The 12,680-nt window shown below is 57.5% G+C and carries 13 protein-coding genes; 9 read left to right on the forward strand and 4 right to left on the reverse strand.

All coding sequences use genetic code 11. The features are described from left to right. The first annotated feature begins 25 nt into the window (after positions 1 to 25). Complete coding sequence (locus tag AXW79_RS14720) at positions 26 to 1,282, forward strand: OmpP1/FadL family transporter (RefSeq protein ID WP_005311289.1); 1,257 nt, start codon at positions 26 to 28, stop codon at positions 1,280 to 1,282. Between the two features lie 131 nt (positions 1,283 to 1,413). Next, the gene (locus AXW79_RS14725) at positions 1,414 to 2,637 is read left to right on the forward strand and encodes an EAL and HDOD domain-containing protein (protein ID WP_011898744.1); all 1,224 of its coding nucleotides are present in this window, start codon (positions 1,414 to 1,416) and stop codon (positions 2,635 to 2,637) included. On the opposite strand, the gene AXW79_RS14730 is transcribed toward AXW79_RS14725, so the two are convergent. Further along, positions 2,634 to 3,638 carry a thiolase family protein gene (locus AXW79_RS14730; protein ID WP_005311285.1) on the reverse strand — a complete coding sequence of 335 codons (1,005 nt, stop codon included), beginning with the start codon at positions 3,636 to 3,638 and terminating at the stop codon, positions 2,634 to 2,636. The genes AXW79_RS14725 and AXW79_RS14730 overlap by 4 nt on opposite strands. A 132-nt stretch (positions 3,639 to 3,770) precedes the next feature. On the opposite strand from AXW79_RS14730, the gene AXW79_RS14735 reads away from it, so the two are divergent. After that, entirely contained in the window at positions 3,771 to 4,187 is a 417-nt protein-coding gene (locus tag AXW79_RS14735; protein ID WP_005311283.1) for a MerR family transcriptional regulator, read from the forward strand. A gap of 47 nt (positions 4,188 to 4,234) precedes the next feature. Here the strand turns inward: AXW79_RS14735 and AXW79_RS14740 are convergent, their stop codons facing one another. Then, complete coding sequence (locus AXW79_RS14740; protein WP_005311281.1) at positions 4,235 to 5,473, reverse strand: dicarboxylate/amino acid:cation symporter; 1,239 nt, start codon at positions 5,471 to 5,473, stop codon at positions 4,235 to 4,237. A gap of 269 nt (positions 5,474 to 5,742) precedes the next feature. Between AXW79_RS14740 and ppnP the strand changes: the two genes are divergently transcribed. The 3 genes from ppnP to AXW79_RS14755 all read left to right on the forward strand — a co-directional run bounded on the left by ppnP (position 5,743) and on the right by AXW79_RS14755 (position 9,278). Continuing rightward, positions 5,743 to 6,027: a pyrimidine/purine nucleoside phosphorylase gene (ppnP, locus tag AXW79_RS14745; RefSeq protein ID WP_005311279.1), complete on the forward strand. Its 285-nt coding sequence runs from the start codon at positions 5,743 to 5,745 to the stop codon at positions 6,025 to 6,027. A 212-nt stretch (positions 6,028 to 6,239) separates the two neighbouring features. Beyond that, a complete protein-coding gene (locus AXW79_RS14750; RefSeq protein ID WP_005311277.1) occupies positions 6,240 to 7,622 on the forward strand; it encodes an L-serine ammonia-lyase in 1,383 nt (460 codons plus the stop codon). Between the two features lie 285 nt (positions 7,623 to 7,907). Continuing rightward, on the forward strand, positions 7,908 to 9,278 hold the full coding sequence (locus AXW79_RS14755) for an L-serine ammonia-lyase (protein ID WP_005311275.1): 1,371 nt from the start codon (positions 7,908 to 7,910) through the stop codon (positions 9,276 to 9,278). Positions 9,279 to 9,447: 169 nt separating this feature from the next. On the opposite strand, the gene AXW79_RS14760 is transcribed toward AXW79_RS14755, so the two are convergent. Beyond that, on the reverse strand, positions 9,448 to 10,407 hold the full coding sequence (locus AXW79_RS14760; protein WP_005311273.1) for a lytic murein transglycosylase: 960 nt from the start codon (positions 10,405 to 10,407) through the stop codon (positions 9,448 to 9,450). After that, the gene (locus tag AXW79_RS14765; protein ID WP_011898745.1) at positions 10,407 to 10,685 is read right to left on the reverse strand and encodes a YcgL domain-containing protein; all 279 of its coding nucleotides are present in this window, start codon (positions 10,683 to 10,685) and stop codon (positions 10,407 to 10,409) included. The genes AXW79_RS14760 and AXW79_RS14765 overlap by 1 nt, the downstream gene beginning before the upstream one ends. A 106-nt stretch (positions 10,686 to 10,791) precedes the next feature. Between AXW79_RS14765 and minC the strand changes: the two genes are divergently transcribed. Genes minC through minE form a run of 3 tightly spaced genes read left to right on the forward strand, consistent with a single transcriptional unit; the run spans position 10,792 to position 12,608 of the window. Next, positions 10,792 to 11,508, forward strand: coding sequence for a septum site-determining protein MinC (minC, locus tag AXW79_RS14770; protein WP_005311268.1), 717 nt, complete (start codon positions 10,792 to 10,794; stop codon positions 11,506 to 11,508). An 18-nt stretch (positions 11,509 to 11,526) separates the two neighbouring features. Then, positions 11,527 to 12,339, forward strand: coding sequence for a septum site-determining protein MinD (gene minD, locus AXW79_RS14775; protein ID WP_005311266.1), 813 nt, complete (start codon positions 11,527 to 11,529; stop codon positions 12,337 to 12,339). A gap of 2 nt (positions 12,340 to 12,341) precedes the next feature. Further along, positions 12,342 to 12,608 (forward strand): cell division topological specificity factor MinE, encoded by a 267-nt coding sequence (minE, locus tag AXW79_RS14780; protein ID WP_005311265.1) that lies wholly within the window; start codon positions 12,342 to 12,344, stop codon positions 12,606 to 12,608. Positions 12,609 to 12,680 lie beyond the last annotated feature (72 nt).

Here is a 12,680-nt window from a genome sequence, read left to right on the forward strand (position 1 = left end):
AGCGTTCATTTTCAAGGACAACGCAATGCACTCCTTTATGAAGCCATCTCTTGTCGCCCTGCTGGTACTGTCAAGCCAGGCCCAGGGAGCAGGTTTCCAGCTGGCCGAACAATCCGCTACCGGCATGGGCCGCGCCTTCGCAGGCGAGGCAGCCATCGCTGACAACGCCAGCGTGCTCTCCCGCAATGCGGCCGCCATGACCCGTTTCGATACAGTGGCATTTTCTGGTGGTTTCATCTATGTCCGCCCCGACGTCAACATAGAGGGGACCACCCGGGTGCCTACCGCCATGGGACCGGTCAATCTGGATGCCGCAGCCCACGATATTGCTGGCGATGCCTGGGTCCCGAACGCTTATCTGATAGTGCCGCTCAATGAACAGTGGCGACTGGGGCTGGCAGCCACCTCCTACTACGGCCTCGGCGTCGAGATGCCGGATAACTACAATGCCGGTCACTTCGGCAATATCTCGGACATCAAGACCCTGGATTTGAGTGCTTCGCTGGCCTATCGCATCAATCAGATGTGGTCTGTCGGCGGCGGCCTTTCCGCCATTCAGGGTGAGGGAGAAGTGGGTGGCACCTTCCCTTCCAACAACAAGATAGCCAAACACCTGAAAGGGGATGGCTGGGCCATGGGCTGGCACCTTGGCACTTTGCTGGAGCTGTCAGAAACAACCCGCCTGGGTCTCTCCTACCGGCATGATGTGACCCTGACACTCTCCGGCGATGCCATCGGCATCGAGCAAAATGGTCAGGCGTTTACCGACACCGGCAGCCTGGATCTGCCCCTGCCCGCCACGGCCGAGCTGGCTCTGTTCCATCAGTTGACCCCGACCCTGGCGCTGCACTCAAGCATCAACTGGACCAACTGGAGCAAATTCGTGCAGCTCGAATCCGAGCTCGACAATCACGGTATCATGCACATCAAGGATGAGCACTGGGAAGACAGCTGGCGCTATGCGCTGGGCCTGACCTATCAGCTGGCACCACAATGGCAACTGCGCTCAGGTATTGCCTATGATCGCAGCCCGGTCCCGGCCGATCGCCGCACCATCTCCATCCCTGACTCGGACCGGGTCTGGTACAGCGCCGGTGTGGGCTATCAGGTTGATCGCAACCTCTCGCTGGATCTGGGCCTGACGCTGATCGACGGCAAGAAAGTGGATGTGTCCGAGACCATGGAGCTCAAGCCAGGGATCCCGCAAACCACCTCTACCTTCCAGGGCACCTCGGAAGGGGATGCCTGGCTGGCTGGCCTGCAGCTGAACTATCTCTTCTAACCGGCTCTTCCAACCCCGGTCCCCTCCCATTCAAGCACTATGCCAGTTATTGACTGTTTCCGGTCCCGCAGCGCTGGCATAGTGCTCATCTTCACAATAAAATCAATCCAGTACTCACGCTGGAGAGATGCATGTATTCATACGTAGCAAGGCAGCCCATTCTGGATCGGGAATTGAACACCTATGCCTATGAGCTGCTGTTTCGCGACAGTCTGGATAATGTGTTTCCGGTGATCTCCTCCCAGCAGGCCACGGCCAGACTGGTGGTCGAGCAGTTTTTGCAACAGAACATCGATCAGTTGCTTGGCGGGCGCCCCTGCTTTATCAACTTTCCCCACTCCCTGCTGCTGGAAGGGCTGGCGGAATGTCTGCCACAAGAGAAGGTCGTCATCGAAATCCTGGAAGATGCAGATCCTGACGATGCCTTGCTGGCCAAAGTGCAGCAGTTGCATGAGCTTGGTTATCAACTGGCGCTGGACGACTTCACCATGTCGGACGAATGGGAGCGCTTCCTGCCCTATATTCACATCATCAAGTTCGATCTGCGCGCCACCTCGCTGTTGCGGATCAAGGTGTTCATCCAGCAACACCAGCATCTCAAGCTCACTTATCTGGCGGAGAAAGTTGAAGACAAGGCGGAGTTTGAACGAGTGAAGCGGCTCGGTATCGATCTGTTCCAGGGGTTCTTCTTCAGCCGGCCCGAGATGGTGAGGCAGACCACAATGCAGCCCGCCCAGGTGGTGGTGATGCAACTGCTCAATGTAGTCAACCAGGAGGAGCCGGATCTCAATCGTATCGAAAAGCTGCTGAGTCAGGATATCTCGCTATCCCTCAAGCTGTTGCGTTACGTCAATCACCTGAAGAGCCACGCCAACCCCATCTCCTCGTTTCGCCAGGCGGCCGTTTATCTGGGTCACACCCAGCTCAAGCGCTTCGTGACCCTGGTCGCCGCCACCAGCGCGGGCCATGGCAAGAGTGCCGAGCTCTATCAGATGTCCATGATCCGGGCCCGCTTTTGCGAGCTGCTGGCGCACACCCATGCCCCCACCCAGGAGGCGCAGCAAGCCTTTATCACGGGTCTGTTCTCTTTGCTGGATGTCTTGATGGAGCAGCCGATGGACAGGCTGCTCGGCACTATCCCCCTGATCGAGGAGATCCGGGTCGCCCTGCTGGAACGCAAGGGCAACCTGGGTTTCTATCTCTCGTTTTGTGAAGATTATGAGAGTGCGAACTGGCAGCGCATTACCGCCAGAACGGCCCGACTCGGGCTCAATGAAGAGAAGGTCAGCCAGCTCTATCTGGCCGCCACCGCCTGGGTCAATCAGCAATTCCAGGCCATGGCGGAAACAGATTAGCTCAACTCGATGGCGACGGCAGTCGCCTCCCCTCCACCGATACACAGGCTTGCCACACCCCGTTTCAGACTGCGCGCATGCAGTGCATGAATGAGCGTAACCAGAATACGGGCACCACTCGCCCCCAGTGGATGCCCCAGTGCGCAGGCCCCGCCGTTCACGTTCACCTTGTCATGAGGCAGGTTGCAACCCGCCATGGCCAGCACAGGCAGGCCCAGCTGCGCCGCCGTCTCGGCTCGCATCAGGATGAGCGCCGCCGCTCCGTCCGAGATGGAGCTGGCATTGGCAGCCGTTATGGTGCCCTGCTTGCTGAATGCCGGTTTCAGATGAGGGATCTTGTCGGGCCTGGCCTTGGCAGGCTGCTCATCCTCGGCGAGCAGCAGGGTGTCACCGACAGTAACCTGGGCCAGCTCGGCCTTGAAAGCACCGCTCTGCTGGGCAGCCAGCGCACGCGTCAGGGAAGCGATGGCAAAAGCGTCCATGTCGGAGCGGGCCAGACCGGCGCGATCCGCACTCAACTGGGCATAATGCCCCATCAACTGGCCTTCGTAAGCATCCTGCAAGCCATCGAGGAACATATGATCCAGCACGCTCTGATGCCCCATGCGAAAACCGCTGCGCGCCTTGTCGAGCAGGTAAGGCGCCCGGCTCATGCTCTCCATGCCACCGGCGATCACTATGTCGGTGTCACCCAGACGCAAGCTGTCTGCCGCCAGCATCACCGCCTTCATGCCGGAACCACACACCTTGTTGACAGTGGTGCATGGCACACTCTCCGGCAAACCTGCCTTCAACACAGCCTGACGGGCGGGTGCCTGCCCCACCCCGGCACTGAGCACATTGCCCATGTAGGCTTCATCGATCTGCTCCCCCTTGAGCCCGGCTTGTGCTATGGCGGCAGCAATGGCGCAAGCGCCAAGCTCGGGGGCAGTCAGGTTGGCCAAGGCTCCCTGGAAGGCCCCCATGGGGGTACGCTTGGCCGCAACAATCACAATATCCATCAATTGCACTCTCCTTGTTACATGGACATAACATATGCTGCTCCCGCTTCTGGAACAAGACTTGCGGGGCAGTTGACGTTTGGGTAAGGTGCCAGCCTGCATTGACAACAAAATGACAGTCAAGATAGCGCCATGAACCGAACCAAGGATGACTCACGGACCTACAGCATCAGTGAACTGGCCCGTGAATTTGATGTTACGACCCGAAGTATTCGTTTTTATGAAGATCAGGGACTGTTGAATCCTGCCCGCCAGGGACAGACCCGGATTTACAGCAAGCAGGACAGAGTTCGCCTCAAACTGACCCTGCGCGGCAAGCGTCTGGGCTTCAGCCTGGCGGATATCCGGGATCTGTTCGATCTCTATGATGCAGACAAGAGCAGCCGTACCCAGCTGCAAACCATGCTGGGACTGGTGGCCGACAAGCGGGAAACACTGCAACAGCAGCTGGAAGACATCAAGATGGTGTTGCTGGAGCTCGACGCCGCCGAGCAGCGCTGCCAGCAGGCGCTGGCCCAGTTGCAGCGAAACACGGGTGAGACACCATAAAAAAGGGGCCGGCAGGCCCCTTTGTCATTGACTCGTTTGTGTACCTGTTATTTTGACCAGCGATCCGGATCGTAATCCGGGCTATAACGGTCGACGATGACGGCGCAGGCCGCATCCCCTGTGATATTCAGCGCGGTACGGATCATGTCGAACAGACGATCCAGTGCGAACAACAGCGGTAGCCCCTCGATGGGGATACCGGCGGCCAGCAACACAGCCACCACCAGGAAGCTCGGACCAGGCACACCGGCCTGACCAATCGCCCCCAGGGTAGACGTCACTATGATGGCAGCCCAGGCACCCATGGAGAGATCTATGTTGTAAACCTGAGCAAAGAAGATGGCGACCAGACCGTAATAGATGGCATTGCCACTCATATTGATGGTGGCACCGAGCGGCAGCACAAAGGAAGCCGTGGCGTTGGTCACCTTCAGATCGTGTTCGCACGTTTCCATGTTGACCGGCAGAGTCGCCATGGAAGAGGCGGTGGAGAAGGCCACGATCTGCGGCTTCTTCATGGCGGAGAAGTACTTGCGTACCGGTGTGTTGGAGAACAGTACGATGAGCAGCGGGTAGACCACGAATCCGAAGATCAGGATGGCAGCCACATAGACCACGAACAACTTGAGCACCAGAGTCAGCACGTCAAAGCCGTAAGTCCCTATGGCCTCGGCCATCAGGCCGAACACACCGAGCGGTGCAATCAGCATCACCTTGTTGATCATCCAGACGAAGGCGTCCACCAGGGTGTTGAGCCCGTCAACCAGCGGTTTGGCTCGCTCGCGTGGCTGCTTGGCCAACGCGATGCCAAGGAACATGCAGAACACCAGGATCTGCAGTATGTTGGCTTCGTTCAATGACTGGAAGACGTTGGTCGGGATCATGCCAAGCAGGGTAGATACCGCATCCGGCAGGGCGCCCTTGTCGGCGTAGTCACCGGTGAACATGGAGGCCATGGAGCCAAATTCGACGCCGACACCCGGTTTGAAGATTTGTCCCATCACCAGCGCCAGCAGCACGGCCAGTGCCGATGTGCCGAGGAAGAAGACCAGAGTGGTGACGCCTATCTTGCCCGCAGCCGGGCTCGCGCCCAGATTGGCCGCCCCCGACAGGATGGCAACTGCCACCAGCGGGATCACCAGCATCTTGATCAGCTGGATAAAGAGGGTACCGAGCGGTGCAAAGATGCTGGCTTGTTCACCCATGAACGCCCCCACCAGTGCGCCCAGCACCATGGCAACCACAACCTGGAAGCCAATGTTCTTAATGAGTCCTTTTGTTAACACAGAATGTTCCTTTAATTAGCAAAAATTCACACTTTCCCAGTGCAATTAACCAGACAGGGTAAAAACACCTGTTCATTCCCCTGAGCGCGCGTTTTATCTCATATTTATCTGCTGTTTTAAATCGACAAATCGTTAACGGAACTTATTGATAACTTTGCGACAAAGTGAAGATTCAAAAGGAACATGACGATTTTTCCAGCTTTATTCATGACAACTGGCAAAACATTGTGCTATTTTTGCTGGGCAAACGTGCATACAGGGATGAAAACATGCTGAAAGTTAACGAATATTTTGACGGAAATGTAAAATCCATCGGTTTCGAGCAAAAAGGTGACAAAGCGACGGTTGGTGTGATGGAAGCCGGTGACTACCAGTTCAATACCGCCGCACCCGAGCGGATGACTGTGGTCAAGGGTGCTCTCACCATACAGCTGGCCGATGAGGACGAATGGCACACCTACAGTCAGGGCCAATCCTTCGAGGTGGCCGGCCACTCCTCTTTCAAGCTGGAAGTGAAAACGCCCACCGCCTATCTGTGCGAGTTCCTCGACTGAGTGACCGAATGCAGATGATTGACTGAACAGTGCAAAGGAGCGGGCCCGGGTCTCGCTCCTTCTCTTTGATGTCAGTGCGCTCATTCCAACCTTCTTTGCCCGCTGCCAGCCACTCATTTGTATGCCGCCATCACACGCCTCAGCTTCCCCGCTTTCCATCGACTACAAAAAATTTACAATGTTTAGACGAAACCCATAATCGGAGTGGTGTCATGATCAGTGTCTTCGACCTGTTTTCCATCGGGATCGGCCCTTCTTCTTCCCATACGGTGGGGCCGATGCGGGCCTCTTACGCCTTTGTTAACGCGCTCAAGCAGCAGGGTCTGCTGCCTGGCACAGAACGGGTGGAAGTAGAGTGCTACGGATCTCTCGGCCAGACCGGCAAGGGTCACGGCACAGGCAAGGCCATCATTCTGGGGTTGGCTGGCTTTGAACCGGAATCGGTGGATATCGAAGCCATTCCTGCCTTCCTGAGCGAAGTGGATCGCAGCCAGTCCTTGCTGCTGGCGGGTGAGCAGCCATGCCAGTTCGCCCGGGTCGGTGCCATCATCTTCAATCGCCGCAAGACCCTGGCCTCTCACTCCAACGGCATGACGCTGCGCGCATTTGCAGGCAAGGCCCTGCTGCTTGAGCAGACCTACTACTCCATCGGCGGTGGCTTCATCATAGAGGAGAGCCATTTTGCCAACGCCAAGGAAGAGGCAGCCCGCTTCGATGCAGCCCACCCAGTCCCCTACCCGTTCGAGAGCGGCGCCCAGCTGCTGGCCCATTGCCAGGAGAGCGGTCTCTCCATCTCGGGTCTGATGCTGGCCAACGAGAAGGTATTTCGGAGCGAAGAGGAAATCAAAGCCGGTCTGCGCAAGATCTGGCAGGCGATGCAGGCCTGTGTCGAACGCGGCTGTCGCAGCGAAGGGGTGTTGCCGGGCGGCCTCAAAGTGAAGCGCCGGGCCCCGGCCCTCCATCGCCAGCTCAACTGCGAGACCAACTTCAACAAGGATCCCCTGATGGTGATCGAGTGGGTGGACTTGTTTGCGCTGGCCGTCAACGAGGAGAACGCCGCCGGTGGCCGTGTGGTCACAGCCCCTACCAATGGCGCCGCCGGCATCATTCCCGCCGTGTTGCACTACTACGATCGCTTTGTGCGCAAGGTGGATGACGAGCTGCTGCTGAGCTACTTCCTCACCGCCGCCGCCATCGGCATCCTGTACAAGAAAAACGCCTCGCTGTCGGGAGCCGAAGTGGGCTGTCAGGGAGAAGTGGGCGTCGCCTGCTCCATGGCCGCCGGTGCCCTGACCGAGATCCTGGGCGGCAGCCCCGCCATCGTCGAAAACGCCGCAGAGATCGGCATGGAACACAACCTGGGTCTCACCTGCGATCCGGTAGGAGGGCTGGTGCAGGTGCCCTGCATAGAACGCAACGCCATGGGCGCAGTCAAGGCCATCAATGCCGCCCGCCTCGCTCTGCGTGGCACAGGTGAACACAAGGTGTCGCTGGACAAGGTGATCAAAACCATGTGGGAAACCGGCAACGACATGAAGACCAAGTACAAGGAGACAGCCCGCGGCGGCCTGGCTGTTAACATTACAGAATGTTAAAAACAGCCAATTGACTCCATTTTTTCCCGCAATACCCGGCCTGGCTGGGTATTTTTTGCAAAACGTTTGCCAAGTGCTTAACAAAATGGATAAGCATCAAAATAAATTTTATACTCGCGCCTCTGATTCAACAAAAATAGATCTATTTCAACTTTTTTTAGGCTTTGAATCGTTACACTAGGGTTATCTGGTTCATTGACCTCGGCGACGACGCCCTCGTCCCATGGATCATCCCGTTTCTGCGAGTGGGCATGGCGCCCCCTTCTATCCTGAGGTAATTGTTACATGATCAGCGTTTTTGATATCTTCAAAATCGGTGTTGGCCCCTCCTCTTCCCACACTGTCGGCCCGATGAAAGCTGCCAAACAGTTCGTGGATGAACTGCGTGCTGGCGGCAAGATCCGTGACATCACCCGGATCCAGGTCGATGTCTATGGCTCGCTCTCCTGGACCGGCAAAGGTCATCACACCGATACCGCTATCATCATGGGTCTGGCGGGCAACCTGCCCGAGAACGTCGACATCGATGGCATCCCCGAATTCATCTCCCGTGTCGAGCAGACCGGCCGCCTGCCGATCGGCCTGCACTGCCATACCGTCAGCTTCCCGCAGGGCGCCATGGTGTTCCATGACGAGGCGCTGCCACTGCACGAAAACGGCATGAAGCTGACCGCCTTCATCGAAGATGAGGCTATCTACAGCAAGACCTATTACTCCATCGGTGGCGGTTTCATCGTCGACGAAGAGAACTTCGGCAAGGCCGACAGCGGCGACATGTCGGTGAGCTATCCGTTCAAGAGTGCGGCAGAGCTGCTCGCCCACTGCAGCCAGACCGGTCTCTCCATCTCCGCCCTGATGCTGGAAAACGAGAAGTGCTTCAACACCCCGGAAGAGATCTACAAGAAACTTGGCAAGATCTGGACCACCATGCGGGAGGGGATCGAACGCGGCTGCCGTACCGAAGGGATCCTGGCCGGCCCGCTGCGCGTACCCCGTCGTGCCGCCCCGCTCTACCGTCAGCTGACCACCAATGAACATCTCTCCAACGATCCGATGAGCATCGTCGACTGGGTCAACATGTTTGCCCTGGCGGTGAGTGAAGAGAACGCTGCCGGTGGCCGCGTGGTGACCGCGCCGACCAACGGCGCCGCGGGCATCATACCGGCCGTGCTGGCCTACTACGACAAGTTCATCCAGCCGGTCGGCCGTGACGAATACACCCGCTTCTATCTGGCCTCCGCCGCCGTCGGCATGCTCTACAAGATGAACGCCTCCATCTCCGGCGCCGAAGTGGGCTGCCAGGGTGAAGTGGGGGTCTCCTGCTCCATGGCCGCCGCCGGCCTGACCGAACTGATGGGTGGCAGCCCGGAACAGGTGTGTGAAGCCGCCGAGATCGGCATGGAGCACAACCTGGGTCTGACCTGTGATCCGGTGGCCGGTCAGGTGCAAGTCCCCTGCATCGAACGCAACGCCATCGCCGCCATGAAGGCGGTCAACGCCTCCCGCATGGCCCTGCGTCGCACCTCTAAGCCGCGCGTGTCATTGGACAAGGTCATCGAGACCATGTATATCACCGGCAAGGACATGGACTCCAAGTACCGTGAAACCTCCCGTGGTGGCCTGGCCATCAAGGTGATGCAGGTTGCCTGCGAATAAGCAGTGTTTGCCAAAAACACAAAAAGGCGGGAATTCCCGCCTTTTTGTTGCCTGTTATTTGGAGACGCCCGCCATCTGGATTACCGCTGCGATTTATTCACTCTGCAATCGCATCCCTTGTTTATCGTATGAAATGCCCAATCAGAAGAAGTGCCAAGACCTGAGTCAGCTACTCCACGATGCGATCGGCCAGGGTTCCCACCGCCACCACGAAATAGTGGGAGCGATTCCAGTGGCGCAGTACCAGATAGTTGGGATAAGCCAGATAGGCGCGCCCTTCCACATCGTCGGGGCGAACCAGGGAGGCCTGCATCTTGGCGCGGGGCAAGGCTGTGCCATCGAGCTGCCTCACGCCCAGAGCCTGCCACGCCGATAACGGCCTGGACTGTTCCAGCCCGAGCAAGGCGGGATCCAGCGTCTTGGGCACCTTGACCTGACGGCCCCAGGTTTCATCCCCGTGCCAACCATTCTGATGCAGATAATTGGCTGCCGAACCAAACACATCCGCGAGATTGCCCCACAAATCCTTCTTGCCGTCACCATCCTGATCGACTGCGTATTTGAGGAAGGAAGATGGCATGAACTGCACCTGCCCCATGGCACCGGCCCAGGAGCCCTTGAAGGCCGCAGGGGTCACATGTCCCTGCTCTATGATATGCAGGGCATCAAACAGCTGTCCTTTGAAAAATGCCTCACGTCGACCATCCCAGGCCAGCGTGGCCAGCGAAGAAATGAGCGGGAATTTACCGGTCAATTTACCGAAATTGGTTTCGACGCCCCACAAGGCGACAATAAAGCGCGGTTGTACGTCATATTCTGCCCCTATTTTTGTGAGCAGCGGCAAATGCTGACGATATAGAGCCCTGGCCTGATTGACTTTCCACTGCGGGACCGCACGGGGAATATAAGTGTCCAGCGTCACTTTAAATTCCGGCTGATTTTTATCGTGCTTGATGGCAGGCTCGATGACCCGAATATCGGCAAACGCAGCCGCCACTGTCTCGGCCTTGATACCGGCCGCCAGTGCTTCCTGTTTGAGGCCAATCACGTAACGCTCAAAATCGGGGCTGGCCTGCAACGGAGTACTTAACAGTCCCCCCAGTAATAACAGTGCCAGCTGACCCTTCATCAGCGGCTGACCTTTAATTGTGCCTTGTGCTGTTCCAGCAGATTTTCGGGCGGCGGTGGCACCTGCAGGTAGAAGCCCTGACTGCCGAGCGCCTCAATGACCCGGCTGGTCGAGGCAATCCCCAGGGGCTTGGCTGGATCCAGTTTGGTCATCAATACCAGCTCGGGACGACCAAATGTACTCATCAGCACCTCGGGTACGCGGGAGAAATCCTCTCTTCTTTCAACAAAAAGATAGGTCTCGGCTTTTTTACGACTTTTATAGACTGCACATAACATGGAAGTTGATATAATCCGACGGGTTTATTGCCTCTGATGGTGGCAAACTATAACATCAGGAATTGAATAACAATAACGGATTACCGTCTCTGTCTCGGGGAAGATCATGGTTGAGCGCGATAACGAATTGAAAGGGACTACCTTCACTATTTCTGTGTTGCATATCAGCGATGGCAAGCCTGAGCGGATCCGTCAGTTACTGGCGGCAAAAGTCGCCCAGGCGCCTCAGTTTTTTAATTGTGCCCCCCTCGTCATCAATGTGGAACGACTCGCGGATATCCCCGATTTTGACCAGCTCAAAGGGCTGGTCGAGTCAGAGGACTTCGTGCTGGTCGGGATCACGGGCGCCAGGGATGAGGCGATGAAGACGGCAGCCAAGGCCGCGGGGCTGGCGGTAATGGCCTCTGGCAAGAGCCGCAAGGTCGAGCCGCTGCCACTGCCGGAACCTACCCCGTCTCCGGTGGCCGAGGTGAAGGCCGCGCCGGCGCCTCTGGTGCCGAGCAAGGTGCACGTGGGCCCCGTGCGTTCCGGCCAACAGCTCTACGCCGCCGGCACCTCGCTGGTGATACTGGGCTCGGTGAGCCAGGGGGCCGAAGTCATCGCCGACGACAGCATACATATTTATGGCGCCCTGCGTGGCAGGGCCATTGCCGGTGCCAAGGGCAACACCCAGGCACGGATCTATTGCCAGCAATTGCAGGCCGAGCTGCTATCCATCGCAGGCACGTTCCAACTGAGCGATGCACTGCCGGCAGGCCTGATACAACAGCCGGTGCATGTCCGGCTGGATAACGAACAACTCCGAATAGACCATATCAAATAGAGTTACAAGGAAGCGAGAATGGCGCGAATCATAGTCGTTACATCGGGTAAAGGTGGCGTTGGCAAGACCACAACCAGCGCGGCCCTGAGTACAGGTTTGGCTCAGCGTGGCCACAAGACTGTGGTCATCGATTTTGACATCGGTCTGAGAAATCTGGATCTCATCATGGGCTGCGAGCGGCGTGTGGTATATGACTTCGTCAATGTGATCAACGGTGAGGCCAACCTCAATCAGGCCCTCATCAAGGACAAACGCTGCGAAAATCTGTTCATCCTGCCCGCGTCCCAGACCCGGGACAAGGACGCCCTGACCCATGAAGGGGTCGAGAAGATCCTGGATCAGCTGGCGGAAATGAAGTTTGATTACATCGTCTGCGACTCGCCAGCCGGGATCGAAGCGGGTGCCCTGATGGCGCTCTACTTCGCCGACGAGGCCATCGTCACCACCAACCCGGAAGTCTCTTCCGTGCGTGACTCGGATCGCATCCTTGGCATCCTGGCCTCCAAGTCCCGTCGTGCCGAGCGCGGCGAAGACCCGATCAAGGAACACCTGCTGCTCACCCGCTACTGCCCGACCCGCGTCAACCGTGGCGACATGCTGAGCGTACAGGATGTACAGGATATCCTGGCCATCAAGCTGCTCGGGGTGATCCCGGAGTCCCAGGCTGTGCTGCGCGCCTCCAACTCGGGGGAGCCGGTCATTCTGGACAAGGAGTCCGATGCCGGTCAGGCCTATGAGGATGCCGTTGCCCGCCTGTTGGGCGACACCAAGGATTTTCGTTTTCTGGAAGAAGAAAAGAAGGGCTTCTTTAGCCGACTGTTCGGGAGTTAAACATGTCATTATTGGATTATTTTCGTTCCAACAAGAAACAAAACACCGCACAACTGGCCAAAGAGCGGTTGCAGATCATAGTCGCGCACGAGCGTTCATCCAGAGGGGGGCCGGATTACCTGCCCCAGCTGAAGCAGGACCTGCTGGATGTGATCCGCAAGTATGTGCAGATCGACCCTGACAAGATCACGGTCCAGCTGGACAAGAAGAGTGATGAGCTGTCTGTGCTGGAGCTCAACATCACCTTCGCCGATGACAAAAAGGGATGAGCTGACGCCCCATGCGTGACCCCTTCCCCCAATGAAGACCGGATCCTGTACCAGGATCCGGTTTTTTATTGC

It is taken from the genome of Aeromonas salmonicida subsp. salmonicida, assembly GCF_001643305.1.
Classification (GTDB): Bacteria; Pseudomonadota; Gammaproteobacteria; order Enterobacterales; family Aeromonadaceae; genus Aeromonas; species Aeromonas salmonicida.

Bases quoted from the DNA above. Each gene is read 5' to 3' on its own strand.
- AXW79_RS14720 (WP_005311289.1), top strand. From the start codon at position 26: ATGCACTCCTTTATGAAGCCATCTCTTGTCGCCCTGCTGGTACTGTCA.
- AXW79_RS14725 (WP_011898744.1), top strand. From the start codon at position 1,414: ATGTATTCATACGTAGCAAGGCAGCCCATTCTGGATCGGGAATTGAAC.
- AXW79_RS14730 (WP_005311285.1), bottom strand. From the start codon at position 3,638: ATGGATATTGTGATTGTTGCGGCCAAGCGTACCCCCATGGGGGCCTTC.
- AXW79_RS14735 (WP_005311283.1), top strand. From the start codon at position 3,771: ATGAACCGAACCAAGGATGACTCACGGACCTACAGCATCAGTGAACTG.
- ppnP (WP_005311279.1), top strand. From the start codon at position 5,743: ATGCTGAAAGTTAACGAATATTTTGACGGAAATGTAAAATCCATCGGT.
- AXW79_RS14750 (WP_005311277.1), top strand. From the start codon at position 6,240: ATGATCAGTGTCTTCGACCTGTTTTCCATCGGGATCGGCCCTTCTTCT.
- AXW79_RS14755 (WP_005311275.1), top strand. From the start codon at position 7,908: ATGATCAGCGTTTTTGATATCTTCAAAATCGGTGTTGGCCCCTCCTCT.
- AXW79_RS14760 (WP_005311273.1), bottom strand. From the start codon at position 10,407: ATGAAGGGTCAGCTGGCACTGTTATTACTGGGGGGACTGTTAAGTACT.
- AXW79_RS14765 (WP_011898745.1), bottom strand. From the start codon at position 10,685: ATGTTATGTGCAGTCTATAAAAGTCGTAAAAAAGCCGAGACCTATCTT.
- minC (WP_005311268.1), top strand. From the start codon at position 10,792: ATGGTTGAGCGCGATAACGAATTGAAAGGGACTACCTTCACTATTTCT.
- minD (WP_005311266.1), top strand. From the start codon at position 11,527: ATGGCGCGAATCATAGTCGTTACATCGGGTAAAGGTGGCGTTGGCAAG.
- minE (WP_005311265.1), top strand. From the start codon at position 12,342: ATGTCATTATTGGATTATTTTCGTTCCAACAAGAAACAAAACACCGCA.